At 62.6% G+C, this 21,016-nt stretch carries 19 protein-coding genes and 2 tRNA genes; 15 read left to right on the top strand and 6 right to left on the bottom strand.

The annotated features are described in order from the left end of the window. Positions 1-77 precede the first annotated feature (77 nt). The gene (locus tag DRB19_RS07710) at positions 78-794 is read left to right on the top strand and encodes an amino acid ABC transporter ATP-binding protein (RefSeq protein ID WP_114185490.1); all 717 of its coding nucleotides are present in this window, start codon (positions 78-80) and stop codon (positions 792-794) included. A 77-nt stretch (positions 795-871) separates the two neighbouring features. Here DRB19_RS07710 and sseA read toward each other — a convergent pair whose 3' ends face one another. From sseA to DRB19_RS07695, 3 genes are all read right to left on the bottom strand, one after another. Then, positions 872-1,726: a 3-mercaptopyruvate sulfurtransferase gene (gene sseA, locus DRB19_RS07705; RefSeq protein WP_174799921.1), complete on the bottom strand. Its 855-nt coding sequence runs from the start codon at positions 1,724-1,726 to the stop codon at positions 872-874. Positions 1,727-1,755: 29 nt separating this feature from the next. Beyond that, positions 1,756-2,478, bottom strand: coding sequence for an alanyl-tRNA editing protein (locus DRB19_RS07700; protein ID WP_114185453.1), 723 nt, complete (start codon positions 2,476-2,478; stop codon positions 1,756-1,758). Between the two features lie 368 nt (positions 2,479-2,846). Beyond that, a tRNA-Asn gene (locus DRB19_RS07695) sits at positions 2,847-2,921 on the bottom strand. A gap of 220 nt (positions 2,922-3,141) precedes the next feature. Between DRB19_RS07695 and DRB19_RS07690 the strand changes: the two genes are divergently transcribed. The 5 genes from DRB19_RS07690 (at position 3,142) to DRB19_RS07670 (ending at position 9,006) form a co-directional block, all read left to right on the top strand. After that, positions 3,142-3,215: transfer RNA gene (locus DRB19_RS07690), tRNA-Cys, on the top strand. A 20-nt stretch (positions 3,216-3,235) separates the two neighbouring features. Continuing rightward, entirely contained in the window at positions 3,236-3,898 is a 663-nt protein-coding gene (locus tag DRB19_RS07685) for a protein-L-isoaspartate O-methyltransferase family protein (protein ID WP_114185452.1), read from the top strand. 224 nt (positions 3,899-4,122) lie between these two features. Then, complete coding sequence (locus DRB19_RS07680) at positions 4,123-5,469, top strand: TolC family outer membrane protein (protein WP_114185488.1); 1,347 nt, start codon at positions 4,123-4,125, stop codon at positions 5,467-5,469. 126 nt (positions 5,470-5,595) lie between these two features. Beyond that, entirely contained in the window at positions 5,596-6,195 is a 600-nt protein-coding gene (locus DRB19_RS07675) for a DUF2497 domain-containing protein (RefSeq protein ID WP_477453999.1), read from the top strand. 96 nt (positions 6,196-6,291) lie between these two features. Then, on the top strand, positions 6,292-9,006 hold the full coding sequence (locus DRB19_RS07670) for a valine--tRNA ligase (RefSeq protein WP_114185450.1): 2,715 nt from the start codon (positions 6,292-6,294) through the stop codon (positions 9,004-9,006). Between the two features lie 45 nt (positions 9,007-9,051). Here DRB19_RS07670 and DRB19_RS07665 read toward each other — a convergent pair whose 3' ends face one another. Continuing rightward, positions 9,052-9,501 (bottom strand): acetyltransferase, encoded by a 450-nt coding sequence (locus DRB19_RS07665; protein ID WP_114185449.1) that lies wholly within the window; start codon positions 9,499-9,501, stop codon positions 9,052-9,054. Between the two features lie 93 nt (positions 9,502-9,594). Further along, entirely contained in the window at positions 9,595-10,941 is a 1,347-nt protein-coding gene (locus DRB19_RS07660) for an Nramp family divalent metal transporter (RefSeq protein ID WP_114185448.1), read from the bottom strand. 242 nt (positions 10,942-11,183) lie between these two features. On the opposite strand from DRB19_RS07660, the gene DRB19_RS07655 reads away from it, so the two are divergent. The 5 genes from DRB19_RS07655 (at position 11,184) to DRB19_RS31470 (ending at position 15,255) form a co-directional block, all read left to right on the top strand. Continuing rightward, on the top strand, positions 11,184-13,187 hold the full coding sequence (locus DRB19_RS07655; protein ID WP_114185447.1) for an acetyl/propionyl/methylcrotonyl-CoA carboxylase subunit alpha: 2,004 nt from the start codon (positions 11,184-11,186) through the stop codon (positions 13,185-13,187). Positions 13,188-13,241: 54 nt separating this feature from the next. Next, the gene (locus DRB19_RS07650; RefSeq protein WP_114185446.1) at positions 13,242-13,679 is read left to right on the top strand and encodes a DUF1489 family protein; all 438 of its coding nucleotides are present in this window, start codon (positions 13,242-13,244) and stop codon (positions 13,677-13,679) included. 25 nt (positions 13,680-13,704) lie between these two features. Next, entirely contained in the window at positions 13,705-13,962 is a 258-nt protein-coding gene (locus tag DRB19_RS07645; RefSeq protein ID WP_114185445.1) for a hypothetical protein, read from the top strand. 80 nt (positions 13,963-14,042) lie between these two features. Then, a complete protein-coding gene (locus tag DRB19_RS07640) occupies positions 14,043-14,420 on the top strand; it encodes a hypothetical protein (RefSeq protein WP_114185444.1) in 378 nt (125 codons plus the stop codon). Positions 14,421-14,541: 121 nt separating this feature from the next. Then, a complete protein-coding gene (locus DRB19_RS31470; RefSeq protein WP_114185487.1) occupies positions 14,542-15,255 on the top strand; it encodes a J domain-containing protein in 714 nt (237 codons plus the stop codon). Positions 15,256-15,399: 144 nt separating this feature from the next. On the opposite strand, the gene DRB19_RS07630 is transcribed toward DRB19_RS31470, so the two are convergent. After that, the gene (locus DRB19_RS07630) at positions 15,400-16,986 is read right to left on the bottom strand and encodes a D-alanyl-D-alanine carboxypeptidase (protein WP_114185443.1); all 1,587 of its coding nucleotides are present in this window, start codon (positions 16,984-16,986) and stop codon (positions 15,400-15,402) included. 249 nt (positions 16,987-17,235) lie between these two features. On the opposite strand from DRB19_RS07630, the gene DRB19_RS07625 reads away from it, so the two are divergent. From DRB19_RS07625 to DRB19_RS07610, 4 genes are all read left to right on the top strand, one after another. After that, the gene (locus tag DRB19_RS07625) at positions 17,236-17,571 is read left to right on the top strand and encodes a phasin family protein (RefSeq protein WP_245439317.1); all 336 of its coding nucleotides are present in this window, start codon (positions 17,236-17,238) and stop codon (positions 17,569-17,571) included. 264 nt (positions 17,572-17,835) lie between these two features. Next, the gene (gene clpS, locus DRB19_RS07620; RefSeq protein WP_174799923.1) at positions 17,836-18,228 is read left to right on the top strand and encodes an ATP-dependent Clp protease adapter ClpS; all 393 of its coding nucleotides are present in this window, start codon (positions 17,836-17,838) and stop codon (positions 18,226-18,228) included. A 30-nt stretch (positions 18,229-18,258) separates the two neighbouring features. Then, positions 18,259-20,721, top strand: a complete 2,463-nt coding sequence (clpA, locus tag DRB19_RS07615) for an ATP-dependent Clp protease ATP-binding subunit ClpA (RefSeq protein ID WP_114185442.1) — start codon at positions 18,259-18,261, stop codon at positions 20,719-20,721. Beyond that, complete coding sequence (locus DRB19_RS07610; RefSeq protein ID WP_114185441.1) at positions 20,718-20,963, top strand: hypothetical protein; 246 nt, start codon at positions 20,718-20,720, stop codon at positions 20,961-20,963. The genes clpA and DRB19_RS07610 overlap by 4 nt, the downstream gene beginning before the upstream one ends. Positions 20,964-21,016 lie beyond the last annotated feature (53 nt).

Below are 21,016 nucleotides of genomic sequence, written 5' to 3'. Positions count from 1 at the left end.
GCATCATGGCAACGACATTGACGACTCAACAGGTGCGCGCCGCGGCAGTGGATCCGCGGGCCGAGGCGGCGGTCCAGATGATCGACGTGCACAAGTGGTACGGCGAGTTCCACGTGCTGCGCGACATCAACCTGAACGTCCGGCGGGGCGAGCGTATCGTGATCTGCGGCCCCTCGGGCTCGGGCAAGTCCACGATGATCCGCTGCATCAACCGGCTGGAAGAGCATCAGAAGGGCCGCATCATCGTCGACGGCACGGAACTGACGAACGATCTCAAGCGAATCGACGAGGTGCGGCGCGAAGTCGGCATGGTGTTCCAGCACTTCAATCTCTTTCCGCATCTCACCATCCTGGAGAACTGCACGCTGGCTCCGATCTGGGTGAAGAAGATGCCCAAGAAGGAGGCGGAAGAGGTCGCCATGAAATACCTCACCCGGGTCAAGATCCCGGAGCAGGCGAACAAGTATCCCGGTCAGCTTTCGGGCGGCCAGCAGCAGCGCGTGGCCATTGCGCGGTCCCTGTGCATGAGCCCCAAGATCATGCTGTTCGACGAGCCCACGTCGGCCCTCGATCCGGAGATGGTCAAGGAGGTTCTCGACACCATGGTGAGCCTTGCCGAAGAAGGCATGACCATGCTGTGCGTGACGCACGAGATGGGCTTCGCCCGTCAGGTGGCGGACCGGGTGATCTTCATGGATTACGGGCAGATCGTCGAGATGAACACGCCGGACGAGTTCTTCAAGAACCCGCAGCACGAGCGCACGCGGCTGTTCCTGTCCCAGATCCTGCACTGATTTCGACCGCATTGGAAAAGCGAAAGGCCCCGGGGATATCCCGGGGCCTTCTTCGTTACGCTCACGCGTTCTGAAAACTAGATCTTCTTTGCCGGCCCCGTCTCGACAGGCAGATCATCCCGCGCGCCCCATTCGGCCCAAGAGCCATCATAGACCGCTCCGGCCCGGTGCCCTGCGGTTTCAAGCGCGAGCGAGAGAATCGCCGCCGAGACGCCCGAGCCGCAACTTGCAATGACGGGACGACCGGGATCCACACCGGCCTCATCGAGAGCCTGATCGAGGCCCTCCTTGTCTTTCAGTCGTCCGTTCTCGATGAGTTGGGAGAAAGGAACGTTGAGGCTCTTCGGCATGTGTCCTGCCCTCAGTCCGGGACGCGGCTCGGGCGCTTCGCCAGTGAAGCGGTTGGCGGGCCGCGCATCGACCACCTGTATCGTATCCGACCGGAGCGCCGCCTGCACGTCCGCAACCCCCGCCACGACGGTGGCGTCGAACGATGGGGTGAAGGTTTGTGGATCGCGCCCGCGAGACGGACCTGTCTCGGTGGGACGTCCCTCGGATATCCACGTAGGAAAGCCGCCTTCCAGGATCACGACGTTCTTTGCGCCGAAGACCCGAAACATCCAGCGAACTCGGGGAGCCGCGAAGAGACCGGATCCGTCATAGACCACGATGGTCATGTCCGGGCTGATCCCCATCCCGCCGGCGATCCTTGCGAACTCTTCCGGCGAGGGCAGCATATGAGGCAGGGGCGACGACCGATCCTTGACCGTGTCGATATCGAAGCGGACAGCGCCGGGGATGTGGCCTGCGAGAAACTCTGCTTCCGGGTCCCGGTTCTCGGTCGGGAGATACCAGGAGCCATCCACGACCACGATGTTCGGGTCGCGCAGATGCTCATGGAGCCAGGCGGTGGAAACGAAAGGCTGGGACATCACATTCTCCTGGCAGGCAAACCGGCGGTTCAATCCACGAGGGACATGCGAACGCGGCGGTTCTGCTTGCCCTTCTTCTCAATGTCGGTAATCGCCACGGCGCCGATCTCCCTGGTGTGGCGCACATGGGTGCCGCCGCAGGGTTGAAGATCGATTCCCTCGATTTCGACCAGCCGAACGCGACCCGAGCCGCGCGGCGGCTTGACGGACATCGTCTTCACGAGGCCTGGATTAGCGTCGAGTTCCTCGTCGGTGATCCAGCGTTCGGTCACAGGCGCATCGCGGGCGATGAGGGCGTTGAGCTTTTCGGTGACCTCGGTCTTGTCGATGCCCGCATCCGGGATGTCGAAGTCGAGCCGCCCGTCGCCATCGCCGATGGAGCCTCCCGTCACGGGGTAAGGCAGCACCACACTGAGCAGATGAAGGGCCGTGTGAACGCGCATGCGCTTGAAGCGGCGTTCCCAGTCGAGCTGCAGCTCCACGGATTCTCCCACCGCCAGGCGGGACGCCGCCTCCGCGCCGACGAGATGTACGATCTGCGAGCGATCGGCACCATAGACCGTATTGGTGATCGCAGTTCTCTCGCCATCCGCCCGTACGATTGCGCCCACGTCTCCCGGCTGGCCACCGCCCTGGGCGTAAAAGACAGTACGGTCGGTGATGATGCCGCCTTCCGGCGTGATCTCGACGATCGTCGCTTGGCAGGAGGCGCTATAGGCGTCGTCGCGAAACAGGAGCGTCGTGGCAGGCATCGTCCATCCCAAGGCTGTGTCGTGTGGTTTGCGGGCGAATGCTGATGGCAAGGAACCCGGCGGGTCAAGCCGCATTTCGGGGCCTGATATAAATCCGTGCCCTCAGAACGTCGAAAGCCCTGAAGGTGTGCTTGAGGGTGGGGCGGGGGATTGGGCGGCGCAACCGGATTCGAACCTACGCGGTTCAAGGAGACACACCGATTTGCGCGGCTTTGCTCAACCGCGAGTCCCGCCGGAGGTTCGATCGAGGACACGGCAATGGCTTCGGCGCCTGAAGGGCGCAAAGGGGAGGGATCAGCCGAAAGCCAAGCTTTGCCGCAATCCGGCGGCTCTCACGACGGGCACATTTTGCTGTGATTGGAGGAGGTTGGCTCCGGCGGTAGGATTCGAACCTACGACCAACGGATTAACAGTCCGCTGCGCTACCGCTGCGCCACGCCGGAATAAGCCATCCTCAAGGAAGCTCGGTAGGCTTCCCGTGGCCGGGGTCTCTGGCAAACCAGATGCCGCAGCGGCCTGAGGTGGGACGCATATAACGGGGGGTTAGGCGGGTTGCAAGCCCTTTGATCGACTGATTGTGGACTCTTGTCGGCAAAGGGCAGTTGCTCTTTGGGGGCGCGCTCTGCTATGGAGCACCCGTCGCGTTCGCGGCACGCCCCGGATGGCCTCGTGGCGGAGTGGTTACGCAGAGGACTGCAAATCCTTGCACCCCGGTTCGATTCCGGGCGAGGCCTCCAACTTTTATCTGAGGCAATTCATGGTCGATTTCACGCAAGCGCGCCGGATGATGGTCGATTGCCAGCTGCGCACGTTCGATGTGAACGATATTCCGCTTCTGGATGCCATGGATGACGTGCCGCGGGAGCGCTTTGTTCTGCCCGGGCGTGAAGAGCTTGCCTATATCGACCAGGATCTGCTGGTCGGCGACGGGGCCGAGCAGCGCTTCATGATGACCCCCATGGTGCTGGCCCGCCTGATCCAGGCGCTGGACGTCGAAGCGGGCGACAAGGTTTTGGATGTGGCCTGTGGCCGGGGCTATTCGTCGGCGGTTCTTGCCCGTCTCGGCGCTTCCGTGACGGCCCTCGAATCCGACCCTGCCCTGGCCGACACCGCGAAACAATGCCTGTCCGCAGTGGGCGCCGAGGGTGTCATCGTCGAGGCAGGTCCCCTTGATCAGGGGTGGGCCGGCTGGGCCCCGTACGATGCAATCCTTGTCAACGGCGCGTTGGAGGTTCGTCCGGATCATTTGCTCCAGCAGCTGGCCGAAGGGGGTAGGCTGGTTTGCGTCAAGGGCCGGGGCCGTGCCGCACGGGCCACGATTTACGTCCGATCCGGCGAAACTTTCGGCGAACGCACCCTGTTTGACGCGGCTGCGCCCCTCCTCCCGGCTTTCCAGCTCAAGCCTGGCTTCACCTTTTAATTCCTAGGGATGGTGTCGCTTTTTTGCGGCACTGTCCGACTAATCGCTGCTAAGCTCAGCGGAGGTGATTGCCGACTCGTACCTCATGCGTATTGTTTCGCTTTGAGTCGGGTTGGATTACATAATTCAAAGGTCGGGCATGCGGGTTGACCGTTTGAGCCGACAGGTAGGTGGGCGTGAGCAGAAGTCATACGATCAATAAGTACCGCGCGCTCTTCGGCGTCATGACGTCTATGTTCGTGTTGACGGGCACCGCCCAGCTCTCTGCCGAGACCTTGGAAAGCGCGCTCTCGCGCGCCTATGGCAATAACCCCACACTGAACGCCCAGCGCGCCAGCGTTCGCGTGACGGACGAGAACGTCGCACGCGCTAAGTCCGGCTACCGTCCCCAGGTGAACGCATCCGCCGATGCGGGCCGGACCTGGACCGAGTTCAACACCCCGGGCGGCGGCAGCACGACCCGCAATCTCAACCCGCGCGGCGTCGGCCTTGAGATCAATCAGTCGATCTTCAACGGCAACAGGACGAACAATGGCGTCCGTCAGGCCGAGTCATCGGTGTTGGGCGCCCGTGAGAACCTGAACAACAACGAGCAGAACGTGCTGTTCGATTCTGCCGAAGCCTATATGAACGTGCTGCGTGATACGGCCATTCTCGACCTTCAGCGCAACAACGTCGAGGTGATCGACGAGCAGCTGCGTCAGACCCGCGACCGCTTTAACGTGGGTGAGGTGACCCGGACCGACGTGGCTCAGGCAGAATCCCGCCTCGCGGCTTCGCGTTCCCAGGCGAGCCTGGCGGAAGCCAACCTGCGCACGAGCATTGCTCAGTACCGGCAGGTGGTTGGCGTCGAGCCGCGCCAGCTGGCCCCGGGGCGCCCGCTGGATCGCCTTTTGCCGCGCTCCGTCAATTCTGCCTTGAACGTCGCATTCGCCGAGCACCCGGCCATCAAGGCGGCGCTCCACGGCGTTGATGTAGCTGAGATCCAGGTGCGGATCGAGCAGGGAGCACTTGCACCCCAACTGGGCGTAAACGGCAACGTGGCGCAGCGCTACGACAACCAAACCACTGGTGACCGTACCCTGTCGGCCTCCGTGGTCGCGCAGCTGGTCGTGCCGATCTATGACGGCGGCCAAGCCTATGCGAGCACCCGGCAGGCCAAGGAAACGGTCAGCCAGCGCCGCCTGGAGGCCGATTCGATACGCGATCAGGTGCGTGCGGCGGTCATTTCCTCCTGGGGGCAGCTCGAAGCGGCCCGCGCGCAGATCAGCGCCGCCCAGGCGCAGGTGGACGCGGCCGAGACCGCTCTGAACGGCGTCCGCGAAGAGGCCCGGGTCGGTCAACGCACCACCTTGGACGTCCTGAACGCCCAGCAGGAACTGTTGAATGCCCGCGTGAACCTCATCACGGCGCAGCGCGATCGGGTAGTAGGTTCCTACTTGGTGGTCCAGTCCATGGGTCGCCTGAACTCCCGCGCCCTTGGCCTTGCGGTCAATCATTACAGCCCGAAGATCCACTACGATCAGGTCAAGGATCTGTGGGGTGGTTTCACGACCCCAGACGGACGTTAAAAAGACGGGCGGCAAAGCATTTCTGCCACCCAAGGCCGCTTGCTTCTTAATTTCCGCATGTAATACTTAAGAAAATCACAGCAAAGTGATTCTTGAATTCAATAAGTCCATGCGGCGGGCGGGCAAATGGGTGCGGTAAATCATAAAATCAGTGAACCTTCGATGGAAGAGATCTTGGCTTCCATCCGTCGCATCATCGCGGACGATCAGGAGGCGTTGATCGACGAATTGCGGCCTGAACCGCCGAGCGATCTGTCGCCGCTGCGAAACGTGCTTGAGATTGCCGAGCGCCACGTTGCTCCTCAGGTCATTGCCATAAGCCCCGCCGAACCGATCGATCTCGACGAAGAGCTGGTCGCGCTGGCGTCCGCCATGGGGCAGCTCGATCCCGAGGATATTCCGCAGCCCAACGTCGCGAGAAGCTTTCAGGTGGAGCGTGTGGCTCCCCGTCCTGCGCCTTCGGTCCGCTACGTCTCCCCGCGCCGCGCCGCGGAGCCGGCCCGCCAGGACGCGCTCCTCTCCGATGAGGTGGATGCTTCGGTGTCTGGCGCTTTCGGCCGGCTAGGCGCGGCGGTTGCGTCCAGCACCAGCCCGAAGACCCTTGAGGATATCGCGAAGGAAATGCTTCGCCCCATGCTGAAGTCCTGGCTGGACGACAATCTGCCGCCTCTGGTCGAGCGACTGGTACAGGCCGAGATCGAGCGCGTGTCCCGCAGCCGGCGCTGAGTTTTCCTTCCTCGAGTTGACTTCGCCCGGTGGGTCCGGTTTGTAGCCGTCTTGCTCGCGCGTTTTACAGGCGCGCCAACATGCCGGTAAAGACTCATGATGGACAAGACGTTCGATCCCGCCGCCGTCGAGGCGCGCATCTCCAGCCGCTGGGAAGAGGCCGACGCCTTCAAGGCGGGCCGCGAGGATCGCAAGGACGCTGTACCCTACACGATCGTGATCCCGCCGCCGAACGTGACGGGTTCGCTCCATATGGGGCATGCGCTCAACAATACCATTCAGGACATTCTGTGCCGCTTCGAGCGCATGCGCGGGCGCGACGTGCTCTGGCAGCCGGGCATGGACCATGCGGGCATTGCGACCCAGATGGTGGTCGAACGCCAGCTCATGGAGCAGCAGATCCACCGCCGGGATCTGGGCCGGGAGGAGTTCGTCAACCGCGTCTGGGCCTGGAAGGAGCAGTCCGGCGGGCGGATCAAGTCGCAGCTCCAGCGGCTCGGCGCTTCCTGCGACTGGTCGCGCGAACGCTTCACCATGGATGAAGGCCTCTCCCGGGCCGTCCTGAAGGTCTTCGTGGACCTTTACAAGCAAGGTCTCATCTACAAGGACAAGCGCCTGGTGAACTGGGACCCGAAGTTCCAGACCGCGATCTCCGACCTTGAGGTCCAGCAGGTCGAGATCAAGGGCAACCTCTGGCACATCCGCTATCCGGTCGAGGGCGAGGTGGACCGCTTCATCACCGTCGCCACGACCCGTCCCGAGACGATGCTGGGCGACGTGGCCGTCGCCGTCCATCCTGAGGATGAGCGCTATAAGGACCTGATCGGCAAATTCGCCATCCTGCCTCTGGTCGGCCGCCGCATCCCCATCGTGGCCGATGAGTACTCCGACCCGGAGAAGGGCACCGGTGCGGTCAAGATCACGCCTGCCCACGACTTCAACGACTTCGAGGTTGGGCGGCGGCACAAGCTGCCGCTGATCAATATCCTGGGTCCTGAGGCCGAGATGCTGCTCGCCAGCAACGAGGCGTTCCTTGCAGGCTTGCCCTCGAACGGCGACCTGGAATCCGTGCTGGTGCTGCACGGGCTTGACCGGTCCGAGGCTCGCAAGCGCATTGTGGCCCTGTTGGAAGAGAAGGAGTTCCTCGTCCAGATCGAGCCGCACACCCACATGGTCCCCCATGGGGACCGCTCGGGCGTGGTGGTCGAGCCCTACCTCACGGATCAGTGGTACGTGAACGTGAAGCCGCTCGCCGAGAAGGCGCTCGGCGCGGTTCGCGGAGGCAAGACGAAGTTCGTCCCTGAGAATTGGGAGAAGACTTATTTCCAATGGCTCGAGAACATCGAGCCCTGGTGCGTGTCGCGCCAGCTCTGGTGGGGCCACCAGATCCCCGCCTGGTACGACGAGGAGGGCCATCCTTACGTCGCGATGAGCGAGGAAGAGGCGAAGGCCGAGGCGCGCACCAAGCATGGCCGCGATGTGCCGCTGATCCGCGACGAGGACGTCCTCGACACGTGGTTCTCCTCAGCCTTGTGGCCGTTCTCGACCCTGGGCTGGCCGGACGAAACGCCGGAGGTGAAGCGTTACTATCCGACCAACACGCTCGTGACCGGCTTCGACATCATCTTCTTCTGGGTCGCCCGGATGATGATGATGGGCATCCATTTCATGGACGAAGTGCCGTTCGACACGGTCTATATCCATGCCCTCGTTCGCGACGAGAAGGGCGCTAAGATGTCGAAGTCGAAGGGGAACGTGATCGATCCCCTCGATGTGGTCGAGCAATACGGCGCGGATGCCCTGCGCATGACGCTGGCCGCGATGGCCGCGCAGGGGCGCGACATCAAGCTCAGCGTGCAGCGCGTCGAGGGCTATCGCAACTTCGCGACCAAGATCTGGAATGCGGCGCGCTTTGCCGAGATGAACGGCTGCAAGCGCGTGGAAGGGTTCGATCCGAAATCGGTCAAGCAGACGCTCAATCAATGGGCGCTCAGCGAGTGCGCCAAGGCGGTGGCCGATGTGGCGGCCGGGATCGAGGCCTACAAGTTCAACGAAGCGGCGGCCTCGGCCTATCGCTTCGTGTGGAACGTGTTCTGCGACTGGACCCTCGAACTGGCAAAGCCGGTGCTGCAGGGCGAGGGCGCCGACCCGGCGGCCAAGCAGGAGACGCAGGCCACCATCGCGTTCATCCTCGATGAGATCTGCAAGCTGCTGCATCCGTTCATGCCGTTCCTCACTGAGGAACTTTGGACGATCAAGGGAGAGGCGGGGCCGAAGCGCGAGGCCATTCTGGCGCTCTCCTCGTGGCCGGACCTCTCGGGCCTGATCAACGAACCCGCAGAGGCCGAAATCGGATGGATCGTCGATCTGGTGACGGAGGTTCGCTCGGCCCGCGCCGAGACGAACGTTCCCGCCGGCGCGCAGATTCCGCTCGTTCTCGTCGACCCCTCGGCTGACGTCGGCGCCCGTGTTGAGCGCTGGGGCGATATCGTCAAGCGTCTTGCCCGCCTGTCGGATATTTCGTCGGCCGGGGCTGCTCCGAAAAGCTCGCTTCAGCTCCTGATCCGAGGCGAGGTTGCCGCTTTGCCGCTCGATGGCGTCATCGATCTTGCGGCCGAGCGGGCGCGTCTCGCCAAGGAAATTCAGAAGCTGGAGGCGGAGGTCGGCAAGATCGACGCAAAACTCAGCAACGCCGATTTCATCAAGCGTGCTCCCGAGGAAGTGGTCGAGGAGCAGCGCGACCGCCGCGACGAGGCTTTGGAGCGCAAGGCCAAGATCGAAGAGGCGCTCAGTCGCCTCAAGGACGCATAACGAATGAGGGCCGCTGAAAAGCGGCCCTTGCTTTATCCGGAGATGTCAGTTCCCGTCTGTGCCGCGCGCCAGATGTAAGATCGGGAAGGGTTTGCCGGAATCGTCGAGTGGCGATGGTCCGACCCGAAGGAAGCCGAGTCTTTCGTAAAACAAACAGGCTCCCTCGTTCTGCTCGTTCACGTCGACGGTCAGATCGCCTTCAAGCGACACTGCGTGTTCAACCAGCGCCCGGCCGAAACCTTTTCCGTGTTCGGACGGGTGAACGAAGAGTGCGTCGATCTTCGAGCCGGTCATCCCCATGAAACCCCTGGGCTCGTCGTCAGGCCCTGCGGCGATCCAGAACGGGCCGGACGACAGGTAATGGTCCCGGACCTGCACGGCATAAAACGCAATATCGTCCTCGAAGAGAAACGAATGTGTTGCCGCGACCGCATCCAGCCAGATGGTGAACATGGCGGGCACGTCTGCAGGCCGAGACGGACGGATCGTGATCATCGGTAAGCAACAACCCTAGGCTTGTTCGGGTTATCTACCTTGTCGAAGCCAACCACGACAAGCCGCCGCAGCACGTAAATGAGGCAGGCCTTCCTATCCGATGATGAAGTCTGCCAGCAGCTTCAGGTTCAAGACAACGATGATCGCCGCAATCGCCACCGCGATGGCGGTGAACCAGCGCGGGGCGACAAGCTCTCCCATCTTCGTCTTGGATGCTGTCATCGTGACCAGTGGAATGACCGCGAAGGGCAGTTGAAGGCTCAGGATCACCTGGCTCAGGATCAGCAGGCTCGCCGCGCCAGTGTCTCCATAGGCAATGGTCACGATGGCCGCGGGAACGATGGCGATGCCCCGCGTGATGAGGCGCCGCAGCCAGGGCGGCAGACGGAAGTTGATGAAGCCTTCCATGACGATCTGCCCCGCCATGGTGGCTGTCACGGTCGAGTTCAGGCCGCAGCAGAGCAGGGCGATGCCGAAGAGCGTCGGCGCGATGGCGGCCCCGAGCAGGGGTTCCAGAAGGGAATGAGCTTCCCCCAGTTCCGCGATTTCCATCCTGCCCGTCTGATGAAAAGCGGCGGCCGCCAGAATGAGCAGCGACGCATTGACCGTGAGGGCGAACATGAGCGCAAGCGTCGAATCGAGGGTCGCAAAGGTCAGGGCTTCGCGCCTTTCACTGAGCGTATGCCCATAAGCACGTGTCTGCACGATGCCGGAATGAAGGTAGAGGTTATGCGGCATGACGGTAGCGCCGAGAATGCCGAGCGCGAGATAGAGCATGTCGGAATTCGTGACGATCTCGGTCGTTGGAGCAAAGCCGCGCACCACTCCGCCCCAGTCCGGGTTCGCCAGGGCGATTTGAATGCCGAAGCAGACCGCGATGACACCGAGCAGGGCGATGACGAAGGCTTCGACCCACCGGAAGCCCAAATTTTGCAGATAGAGGATGAGAAACACGTCGAGCGCCGTGATCACCACGCCGATTTCGAGCGGAAGCCCGAACAGGAGGTTGAGACCGATCGCCGTGCCGATGACCTCAGCAAGGTCGGTCGCGCAGATGGCAAGCTCCGCCAGCGCCCAGAGGCCCCAGGCCACGGGCCGTGGATAGGCATCCCGGCAGGCCTGGGCGAGATCTCGCCCGGTGGCAATGGCCAACCGTGCGCAAAGCGCCTGCAGGATGATCGCCATGATGTTGGAGATCAGTGCAACGGACAAAAGGGCGTAGCCGTACTTCGATCCGCCCGCCAGGGAGGTCGCCCAGTTGCCGGGGTCCATGTACCCGACGGCTACGAGATATCCGGGACCCAGGAACGCGAAAGCGCGCCGCCATTTGGAGCCTGGCCTCACGGCGATCGAACGGCTCACCTCCGGCAGGGACGGCGATGTTCGGGCGTTGCGCCATCCAGCGTCAGGCAAAGGCGGAGGTGGGGTTAGGGCATCCATGGGCTTTTTCTGCAGTTGCAATCCATTTGCAACAAGAGGCTAGCGTGCAACCTTGCTTCACGCAAGAGGCCCATTGGGAGGATTCTGCGGGAGGCCGGAGAATTCGTCCTTTGAATGCCGGGCCGCTGCCCTAAGACATGTGCAACACGGCAGAGCAACCGGGTCAAGGGTGACAAAACCCGCCCGGTTTGCTCTAGCTGGTTCGATAACGGGTCGAAGCCCATGCACTAAGGGGATGGATCGTGCTTGAGAGTGTCCTGATCGCTAATCGCGGTGAAATCGCGTGCCGTATCATCCGGACTGCCAAGCGGCTCGGAATGCGCACTATCGCCGTTCACTCGGAAGCGGATGCGGACGCCCTGTTCGTCCAGATGGCCGACGAGGCTCATCTCATCGGCCCCCCGCCGGCGCGGGAAAGCTATCTGCAGATCGACCGAATCATCGAGGTCGCCAAGCGGACCGGCGCGGCCTGCATCCACCCCGGCTACGGGTTTTTGTCGGAGCGCGCGGAGTTCGCCGATGCCTGCGCCGAGAACGGCATCGTGTTCGTCGGCCCGCCCGCCTCGGCCATCCGGGCCATGGGCCTGAAGGACGCCGCCAAGGCACTCGCCCAGCAGGCGGGGGTGCCTGTGGTGCCCGGCTATCACGGTTCGCGACAGGAGCCTGACTTTCTGCGGCAGAAAGCTTATGAGATCGGCTATCCGGTTCTCATCAAGGCGGTCGCGGGCGGCGGCGGCAAGGGCATGCGCCGGGTCGACAAGGCAGCGGATTTCGACGCCGCCCTTGAGAGCGCCCAGAGGGAGGCTGCGAGCGCTTTCGGTGATCCGCGGGTGCTGGTCGAGAAGTACATCCTCTCGCCCCGTCACATCGAGATCCAGGTTTTCGCGGACGGCGAGGGCAACGTGGTGCACCTGTTCGAGCGCGACTGCTCGCTCCAGCGTCGGCACCAGAAGGTGATCGAGGAGGCGCCCGCGCCCGGCATGCCTCCCGAGATGCGTGAGATCATGGGGAAGGCCGCGGTCGAAGCCGCGCGAGCGGTCGGCTATGTGGGTGCCGGCACGGTGGAGTTTATCGCCGACGGGCGGGAGGGGCTCAGGCCCGACCGGTTTTATTTCATGGAGATGAACACGCGCCTTCAGGTCGAGCATCCGGTCACGGAGGCGATCACCGGTCTCGATCTCGTGGAGCTTCAGTTCCGCGTCGCATCGGGCGAGTGGCTGCCCTTCAACCAGGACGACCTCGAAATCCACGGCCATGCGGTGGAAGCGCGCCTCTACGCGGAGGACCCGGAGCACGAGTTCCTGCCGTCCACCGGAAAGCTCTGGGCGCTCGATTTCCCGGAAGGCGAAGGGCTTCGCATCGATACAGGCGTTGAGGCTGGAGACGAGGTGACGCCGTATTACGATCCGATGATCGCCAAGGTGATCGCCCACGGGGCGACGCGGGAGCAAGCGCTTGCGCGGCTGGCGGAAGCGCTGGGCGAGACTATCGTGGCCGGCCCGAAGACGAATGTGGCGTTTCTGAAGAAGTTGTGTGAGGCGGGCGAATTCCGTTCAGCGCAGTTCGACACCGGATTTATTGACCGCAACTTGGAGAATTTAGGAGCCGTACCCCAAAATGCCGATCCGGAATCCGTGCGGCTTGGTGTTCTGAGGCTGCTCGATCACGCGTTCGACGAACGGGCATATCAGGCAAGGATTCGAGCAGGATCAACAATTTCCGCCTGGGACGACCATGATGGTTTCCAACTCGCGGGGACGCGCAGCCAAGGCTTTCCCATCAAGGTGGACGGAGAGCGCACGGACGTTCTTCTTGAGTGGTCTATTCCTACTTCGCGTCACGCCAATATGGACGTCGCGGTCCGATGGGGTGATGGCGTCTCGCATATGTCGACGGAATACATGCGGCAGGATCCGCGAACGTTCGCCCTCATGGATGACGGCGTGATCGTGTTCCGGAACGGCCGCCAGACCCGCATTGTCCGGCACGATCCCTTCGACGTCGATCTCGAACACATGGATCAGGGCAACTCGGTGAAGGCCCCCATGCACGGCAAACTCATCGCCGTGTTCGTGCAGCCGGGCGACAGGGTCGAGAAGGGGCAGCGCCTTGCCATCGTCGAGGCCATGAAGATGGAGCATGCGCTCATCGCACCCATGGACGGGGAAGTGGCGGAAATCGCCGCCGAGGTGGGCGCGCAGGTGGCAGAAGGCGCGCGGTTGATCGTTCTCAAGGCGGAGGAATAGGCTGCGGCGCATCGCCGGATTTCCGGCCCCTTGCGCGCGTGGTTGAACATGCAGATGTCACTTCACCTGATCAAGCTCTGCGTCGGCTGCGACACGATCACCGATCTCGAGGATTGGATCGAGGAAAACCGGTCCCATTTCCGGCGCCTCGGCCGCGAATACGAGCAGACCCATACTACTCGTATGGTGCCCAAGCGCATGGACGAGCTGCTGGCGGGCGGCTCCCTGTTCTGGGTCATACGCGGTCAGGTTGCGTGCCGACAAGCTCTGCTGGACGTTCGGCCCTTCACCGACGGCGACGGGATCGGGCGCTGCCGCCTGGTGCTCGAGCCAGTGGTCGTGCCCGTCGAGCCGCGCCCATATCGGCCCTTCCAGGGCTGGCGCTACCTCGCTCTCAAGGATGCGCCCCGCGATATCGATCCGGAAGCGAGCGATCTTGCGCGAATGCCCGAGGATATGCGACGGCAGCTGGCCGAGCTGGGCCTGCTGTAGCGGGTGTCGATCTATGGAGACGATCATGAGGTTTTTTGCCCTTCTGGCTATTGCGGCGCTTGGCGCTGGGCCCGCGGTTGCGAAAGAGTGCCGCACTCCCGACCTTCCGGAGGGCGTTCGCGTTCAGCTTCCGGCCGAATGCAAGGACCCGGTTCGGACCGGCACCGGCAGGACGAATGAGCAGGCGCGCCTTCGGAATGACAACGGAATGATCGATCTCGGCAATGGCACCAAGGTGCAGATCGGGGGTCGTGTTCGGGCCGAGATGGGCGTCCGGCGCTAGACCTTTTAGCTAGCCGCCCCCTTGGAACCGCAAAGCCTCGATTCGCATTGGCTCAGCAGTTCAGTTGAGTGGAGGTGGCGATGCTTCTAGCAGCATCCGAAGGTCGGCACTGGCGTTATGAAGTGTGCGAGCATGACGACGGGTATCTCGTCCAAATGCGTGATCTGGCGACTGGCGATTTAGACGAGGAGTTTTCAACAATTTTCCGCACACTTCCGGTTGCGTTCGCTTATGCCGAGATGTCGGCCGCCTATGAGCGCTATGCTGCCTTGGAACTTGACGCCTCCGAAGAAACCCACGTCGAAAACGATCAGATCGAGATCGAAATCGATGTCGAGACCACCGAGCGTCACTTCATCGATCTGAGCGACCGGCTGCATGATGTCGGCATCAACGGGGTTGTGATCCAGGCGTGGGAGCGGGAAAGTCAGCGCAGTCCGGGTCGCCTTCTCCACTGAAAACAACCAAGCGGGTGAGGTCATCTCACCCGCATTTGCATCATAAAGCCGAACGGGTTCCTGCTGGGACGCATTTACAACCGCTCCGTTCCCGCCCACATGACAGGACGGGGTGATTGACATGATGCTGCTGTACGGGCTTGCAGTCGCGGCGCTTCTCTGGTGGCTTTCCAAAGCCTTCGTACGATCAGATACGGCCGCTGTGGCAAAAGCCCTTAAGGTCGTCGCCGGAGTCGCAGCGCTTGGCGTCGCGGCTATTCTCGGCGCCAAGGGGCAAATCGGAACGGCGCTCCTCCTGGGGAGCTTCGGCGCCTGGGCGCTTGGTTGGTCCGGGATCAGCCTGCCGGGCCCGTGGCGGCGAAAACAGGGCGCGTCAGCCGGCCGATTTTCACGCATCCGCTCCGCCATGATCGAGATGGAAATTGACCACGCGTCTGGTCGGATCGAGGGCACGGTCCTCGCCGGCGCTTTCGTCGGCAGGCCATTGTCCGAGCTCGACCAGAAGAGCTTGCGCCGCCTCCACGAGGAATGCAGCGCGTTCGATCCTGAAGGCGTGTCGCTCCTAGAGGCTTATTTTGACCGCCGGTTTGCCGGTTGGCGCGAATACGCTCAGGGAGATCGCGACACGCGGACGCGCACTCACGCGCGTTCGAGCGTAATGTCGAAAGATGAAGCCTATCAGGTCCTGGGGCTTCAACCGGGCGCGAGCGTCGACGAGGTCCAAAAAGCTTATCGGACGCTGATGAAGAAGCTCCACCCCGACCAGGGGGGAACGGCGTATCTCGCGACCCGAGTGAACCAGGCCAGAGAAACCTTGCTGAGCCGACATCGCTGATACTCCACGCGCGATCCGGTTACTGGGAAAGGTCGCCGGCGCTATAAGCGCGCCGGCGGGTCGTCATCAGCGCATCATGCGCAGAGTACAAACCTGAACATCGGACGGATCCCAAACGCGGAATCCATTGTCTGATCCGATGCTCTAGCCGCGCGAGGCGAAGCAGGCAAAGCCGCTCTTCTTCAAGGTCTTGCAAGCCTTTTCGGCGTCTCCCGACTCGTCGAAGCCGGAGAAGCGGGCGCGATAGAGAGTGCTCCCGTCCTTGGTGACCTTTTCGGTGAACGGTGAGGCCTTGGCCAAGAGCTTTCCAGAGCGTGAGCGTGCCGAGTCGAGCATTGCCTTGGCCTTCGTCTCATCATCCGTAGCTCCGAGCTGGATCACCCATCCGGTCACGGTGGGGCGCTCGACCTTCTTGACCTCGGGGACTTCAGCCTTGGCGACCTTCACCGGCGCTACCGGGCTTGCCGGGCCGCGGTCCTCGATCTTCGCTTGGACGGCGGGTTTCGGTGCCGGGGCAGGCTGCGTCCGGACGACGTCGGCCGGAAGGGCCGCGAAGGACTGCGTATTCTGGGGAACCGCGTCGGGTCCCTTCTGCCACCGGACGGTCGAGCTGGAGGACGGCGTGGTGGTCGAGCTCGCGCCCGATGCCGAGGCCACGACGGGCCGGAGTGCGTTCAAATCGAGCGGCTTGCGCTCGGGCGCCACCTGCGGAGCTGGCGCCTCGGGAGTTGCCGACGCCACCTTCACGGGAGCTGGGGAAGCCGAGGCGGTTGTCTCGACATTCCTGTCCGCCACGCGCGGCGCGGGTGCGTCCGCGACCATCGTCGGCTGTCCGCCGCCGACCACGGGTGGGGCAATCCGCGTTCCCGCATAGGCGCGGGGCAGATGATCGTCGATCAGGGAGGCCATCTGCCGGTCACGTGAGGCGCCGGAACGGCCGCCAAGCACCACGGCGACGACGCTGCGGGTGTCGGTGTTCACGGAGGTGAGCAGGTTGAAACCCGAGAGACGCGTATAGCCGGTCTTGATGCCGTCCACGCCTTCGACCTTGCCAAGGAGCCGGTTGTGGCCCCGGATGGTGCGCGATCCGTACTGGAACGACCGGGTCGAGAAATAGCCGAAATACTTCGGAAAACGATCCTGGATCGCCCGCCCAAGGATCGAGAGATCATGCGCGGTAGTGATGTTGGGCGGCGAGTGCGGGAGACCGTGCGGATTGTAGAAGGCCGTTGAGCTCATGCCGAGTTCCCGGGCCTTGCGCGTCATCATTTCAGCGAAGGCGTCTTCCGATCCAGCGATGTTCTCCGCCACGACCACCGAGACGTCGTTGGCCGAGAGCGTCACCATAGCCTTGATGGCATCCTCGACCTCGATGGTCGATCCGGGCCGCAGGCCGAGCTTCGTCGGAGCCTGGCTCGAAGCGTAGGACGAAACCGTAAAGGGAGTGTCGAGGCGAACGCGGCCGCGCTCAAGCTGCTCGAACAAGAGATAAAGGCTCATGACCTTCGTGATCGACGCCGGGATACGAGGCTCGTTGATGTTCTCGCCCTGAAGGATCTTACCCGTCTTGGAATCGACCACGATGGAGGCGTATGGAGGGCTGTAGCCCCCACCGGACGGCTTGGCCTTGCGGCGCGCGGCTTCGGCCGGGGAGGAAAGAGCAATGGCGACTGACGCTGCGACGCCGAAGCAAGCCAACGCTCTTCGACGTCCTGCCCAAACTGAGTTCATCCTTAAACATCCCTGTTCGTTTGGTCTCAGGCCCCTGCGCCAGCCGCTCCTTGGTGGAGATCGTTGCCGACGCGACACAGTCACCAACCGTAAGAGGTTGCGGTTACGGGGGCGTTAACAGGGATCAGAGCAATGGTCGAGTTATTGTGCAGTGCACAATTTTCTTGACATAATTTGTGCGATGCACCTAAGATATGTGATCGTCAGGCCTCGGCGTCATGCCCGGCCGATTTTCAATTGATGGGGTTCATGATGCTTCAATCGCTCGACCAAATCCAGAAGCTGGGTCAGGACAACGTGGATGCCGCCGTGAAGGCGCTCGGCGCTTTCTCCAGCAACGCTCAGGCCATCGCGACCGAGACCGCCGAGTTCGCCAAGAAGTCGTTCGAGCACAGCTCGTCCACGCTCGAGAAGCTGTTCGGCGTCCGGACGCTCGACAAGGCCGTCGAAATTCAGACCGACTACCTGAAGGGCGCTTACGACAACCTGGTTAGCCAGTCGGCCAGAATGGGCGCGCTCTACTCCACCCTCGCGACCGAGACCATCAAGCCCTATGAAGGGCTGCTGGCCAAGCGGACCGCCTGACCTAAAACTTTTAGGCACCTGCCTTTGAATGACGCCCGGCCGCTGCGCCGGGCGTTTTTCGTTTCAGGGACTGCTGCACCCTCGCGACCTTCGGTCGCCCATCTAGCCCATGGCCAAGATGTCGCTCTTCATCACGGACCTGCGACGACCCATCTGGTTGATCTAGCGAACCGAACGGAGGGACTATACATTCGGTGGAGCGCAGTGGTCGCGACGAAGGTCGAGATCGCGGCTCATAACAAAAAGAGGGTCGGTCCTATTAGCATGCTGCGGTTGAATCAGGGCGCTCTGGCCCGGTCGGGGCACTTTCTCGTATCCGCCGGCGGGTCCCAGCCTCCCGGCGGTGGCGATGACGGCGGACGTTCGAATACCGCCATCGTCACAAAAGCCAAGCCGCGGACGAAACGCCCGAACCTGTACCGCGTTCTCCTCTTGAACGACGATTACACTCCCATGGAGTTCGTGGTGCATGTGCTGGAGCGTTTCTTCAACAAAAACCGTGAAGACGCCACCCGGATCATGCTGCATGTCCATCAGAACGGCGTCGGAGAATGTGGAGTATTTACCTACGAAGTCGCGGAGACCAAGGTGACGCAGGTGATGGATTTCGCCCGCAAGCACCAGCATCCTCTGCAATGCGTAATGGAAAAGAATTAGCCGAGACACCGTCTCACAAAGGATAGTCCGTTGCCGAGCTTTTCTCGCAGTCTTGAACAAGCCCTTCATCGAGCTCTCGCTCTCGCGGGCGAGCGCCGTCACGAATATGCGACCCTGGAGCACCTGCTGCTGGCGCTGATCGACGATCAGGACGCTGCGGCGGTGATGCGGGCTTGCAACGTCGATCTCGATGTCCTGCGGCGAAATCTCGTTGAGTACGTGGACAGCGAGCTCGCGAACCTCGTGGCCGATGGACGCCAGGATTCGAAGCCGACTGCCGGGTTCCAGCGCGTGATCCAGCGAGCGGTCATTCATGTCCAGTCGTCCGGACGGGACGAAGTGACCGGCGCCAACGTGCTCGTGGCGATCTTCGCCGAGCGCGAAAGCCACGCCGCCTACTTCCTGCAAGAGCAGGACATGACCCGCTACGACGCCGTGAACTACATCAGCCACGGCATCGCCAAGCGTCCGGGCCTCTCCGAGAGCCGCTCGCCGCGAGGCAGCGAGGAAGAGGCGAACGAGCGCCCGACCCAGGAGGAATCCGACGCCCGTCCGAAGAAGAAGGGCGACGCGCTCGACGCCTACTGCGTCAATCTCAACAAGAAGGCGAAGGACGGAAAGATCGATCCGCTGATCGGCCGCGAAGGCGAGGTTCAGCGCACGATCCAGGTTCTGTGCCGTCGCCAGAAGAACAACCCGCTTCTCGTAGGCGATCCCGGCGTCGGCAAGACCGCCATCGCGGAAGGGCTGGCCCGCAAGATCGTCCTCGGTCAGGTGCCCGAGGTCCTGAAGGGGGCGACCGTCTTCGCCCTCGACATGGGCACGTTGCTCGCCGGAACCCGCTATCGCGGCGACTTCGAAGAGCGCCTGAAGCAGGTGATGAAGGAGATCGAGGCGCATCCGAACGCCATCATGTTCATCGACGAGATCCACACGGTGATCGGCGCCGGCGCGACCTCCGGCGGGGCGATGGATGCCTCGAACCTTCTCAAGCCCGCTCTCGCTCAGGGCACCCTGCGCTGCATCGGCTCGACCACCTACAAGGAGTACCGCCAGTACTTCGAGAAGGATCGCGCCCTCGTGCGCCGGTTCCAGAAGATCGACGTCAACGAGCCATCGGTGCCGGATACCATCGAGATCCTCAAGGGCCTCAAGCCCTATTTCGAGGAGTTCCACAAGCTCCGTTACACCAACGAGGCCGTGAAGGCCGCGGTGGAGCTCTCGGCCCGCTACATCAACGACCGGAAGCTGCCGGACAAGGCGATTGACGTGATCGACGAGACCGGCGCGTCCCAGATGCTGCTGCCCGAGAACCGGCGCAAGAAGACCATCGGCATCAAGGAAATCGAAGCCACCATCTCGACGATGGCCCGCATTCCTCCCAAGACCGTCTCCAAGGATGATGCCGAGGTTCTGGCCCACCTCAACGACACCCTGAAGCGGGTGGTCTACGGCCAGGACAAGGCCATCGAGGCGCTGACCTCGGCGATCAAGCTCGCCCGGGCGGGCCTGCGCGATCCGGAGAAGCCGATCGGTTCGTACCTGTTCGCGGGTCCGACCGGCGTCGGCAAGACCGAGGTGGCCAAGCAGCTTTCCGTGTCCCTCGGGGTTGAGCTCCTGCGCTTCGACATGTCGGAGTACATGGAGCGCCACACGGTCAGCCGCCTCATCGGCGCGCCTCCCGGCTATGTAGGCTTCGACCAGGGCGGTCTCCTGACCGACGGCATCGATCAGCATCCGCACTGCGTGCTGCTGCTGGACGAGATCGAGAAGGCCCATCCGGATCTTTTCAACATCCTGCTCCAGGTCATGGACCACGGAAAGCTGACCGATCACAACGGCAAGCAAGTCGATTTCCGGAACGTAATCATCATCATGACCACCAATGCCGGCGCGGCCGACCTTGCCCGGCCGGCCTACGGCTTCACCCGAACGAAGCGGGAAGGGGACGACACGGAGGCGGTCAACAAGCTGTTCACGCCGGAATTCCGCAACCGTCTCGATGCCATCATCTCGTTCGGCCACCTGCCGAAGGAGGTCGTCCAGAAGGTTGTCGACAAGTTCGTGCTTCAGCTGGAAGCACAACTCGCCGACCGCAACGTCACCATTGAGCTGTCCGACGAGGCGCGCGACTGGCTGGTGGAGCATGGTTACGACGAGGCGATGGGCGCCCGCCCGATGGCCCGTCTGATCCAGGTGACGATCAAGACGCCGCTCGCTGACAGCGTCCTGTTCGGTCGCCTCAAGGACGGCGGTGCGGTCAAGGTTGTCGTGAAAACCGATGACATCGGGCTTCAAACCTTGGACTTCGAATATCTGGACGGGCCGGTGAAGCCGAAGCCCGAGAAGGATGTCTCGAATGCCAAGAAGAAGCCCCGAGCGAAGTCGGCCTCCTCGGCCAAGCCGAAAAAGTCGGTGAAGCCGAAGGGATCCGGTGGTAATGGGGGCGGAGGCATCCGCACCGTGCCAAAGGTACCACTGGTTAGAGCATGACGACTGAGCTTGAAGAAGGCCGTCTGGAGGCTGCACCCGCAGCCTCCGCCCCGGCGAAGATCTCCTGGCGTGAGAAGCGCTACCGCCGCCGCCGCAGGCGGGTGTGGTTCGAGGAAATCCTGGGATGGATCCTCGTTCCTATCATCCTGTTCGGCGGCTACTGGCTTGTCATGGTCACTCTCGATGGATTGGGCACGTCCCCAAGCGCGATCATCGACGGAATCAGGAGCATCAACCTCTAGGGCCAGCCTTCCGAAAGCCTAAATTACAGAGATGCCCCGTCTTCTTCGAGAAG

Origin of the sequence: Microvirga aerophila (assembly GCF_003332305.1) — a bacterium.
GTDB lineage: Bacteria > Pseudomonadota > Alphaproteobacteria > Rhizobiales > Beijerinckiaceae > Microvirga > Microvirga aerophila.
Note: the sequence above shows the minus strand (reverse complement) of the source record. Positions and strands in the feature narration are given on the sequence as shown.

Bases quoted from the DNA above. Each gene is read 5' to 3' on its own strand.
- DRB19_RS07710 (WP_114185490.1), top strand. From the start codon at position 78: ATGATCGACGTGCACAAGTGGTACGGCGAGTTCCACGTGCTGCGCGAC.
- sseA (WP_174799921.1), bottom strand. From the start codon at position 1,726: ATGTCCCAGCCTTTCGTTTCCACCGCCTGGCTCCATGAGCATCTGCGC.
- DRB19_RS07700 (WP_114185453.1), bottom strand. From the start codon at position 2,478: ATGCCTGCCACGACGCTCCTGTTTCGCGACGACGCCTATAGCGCCTCC.
- DRB19_RS07685 (WP_114185452.1), top strand. From the start codon at position 3,236: ATGGTCGATTTCACGCAAGCGCGCCGGATGATGGTCGATTGCCAGCTG.
- DRB19_RS07680 (WP_114185488.1), top strand. From the start codon at position 4,123: ATGACGTCTATGTTCGTGTTGACGGGCACCGCCCAGCTCTCTGCCGAG.
- DRB19_RS07675 (WP_477453999.1), top strand. From the start codon at position 5,596: ATGGGTGCGGTAAATCATAAAATCAGTGAACCTTCGATGGAAGAGATC.
- DRB19_RS07670 (WP_114185450.1), top strand. From the start codon at position 6,292: ATGATGGACAAGACGTTCGATCCCGCCGCCGTCGAGGCGCGCATCTCC.
- DRB19_RS07665 (WP_114185449.1), bottom strand. From the start codon at position 9,501: ATGATCACGATCCGTCCGTCTCGGCCTGCAGACGTGCCCGCCATGTTC.
- DRB19_RS07660 (WP_114185448.1), bottom strand. From the start codon at position 10,941: ATGGATGCCCTAACCCCACCTCCGCCTTTGCCTGACGCTGGATGGCGC.
- DRB19_RS07650 (WP_114185446.1), top strand. From the start codon at position 13,242: ATGTCACTTCACCTGATCAAGCTCTGCGTCGGCTGCGACACGATCACC.
- DRB19_RS07645 (WP_114185445.1), top strand. From the start codon at position 13,705: ATGAGGTTTTTTGCCCTTCTGGCTATTGCGGCGCTTGGCGCTGGGCCC.
- DRB19_RS07640 (WP_114185444.1), top strand. From the start codon at position 14,043: ATGCTTCTAGCAGCATCCGAAGGTCGGCACTGGCGTTATGAAGTGTGC.
- DRB19_RS31470 (WP_114185487.1), top strand. From the start codon at position 14,542: ATGATGCTGCTGTACGGGCTTGCAGTCGCGGCGCTTCTCTGGTGGCTT.
- DRB19_RS07630 (WP_114185443.1), bottom strand. From the start codon at position 16,986: ATGAACTCAGTTTGGGCAGGACGTCGAAGAGCGTTGGCTTGCTTCGGC.
- DRB19_RS07625 (WP_245439317.1), top strand. From the start codon at position 17,236: ATGATGCTTCAATCGCTCGACCAAATCCAGAAGCTGGGTCAGGACAAC.
- clpS (WP_174799923.1), top strand. From the start codon at position 17,836: ATGCTGCGGTTGAATCAGGGCGCTCTGGCCCGGTCGGGGCACTTTCTC.
- DRB19_RS07610 (WP_114185441.1), top strand. From the start codon at position 20,718: ATGACGACTGAGCTTGAAGAAGGCCGTCTGGAGGCTGCACCCGCAGCC.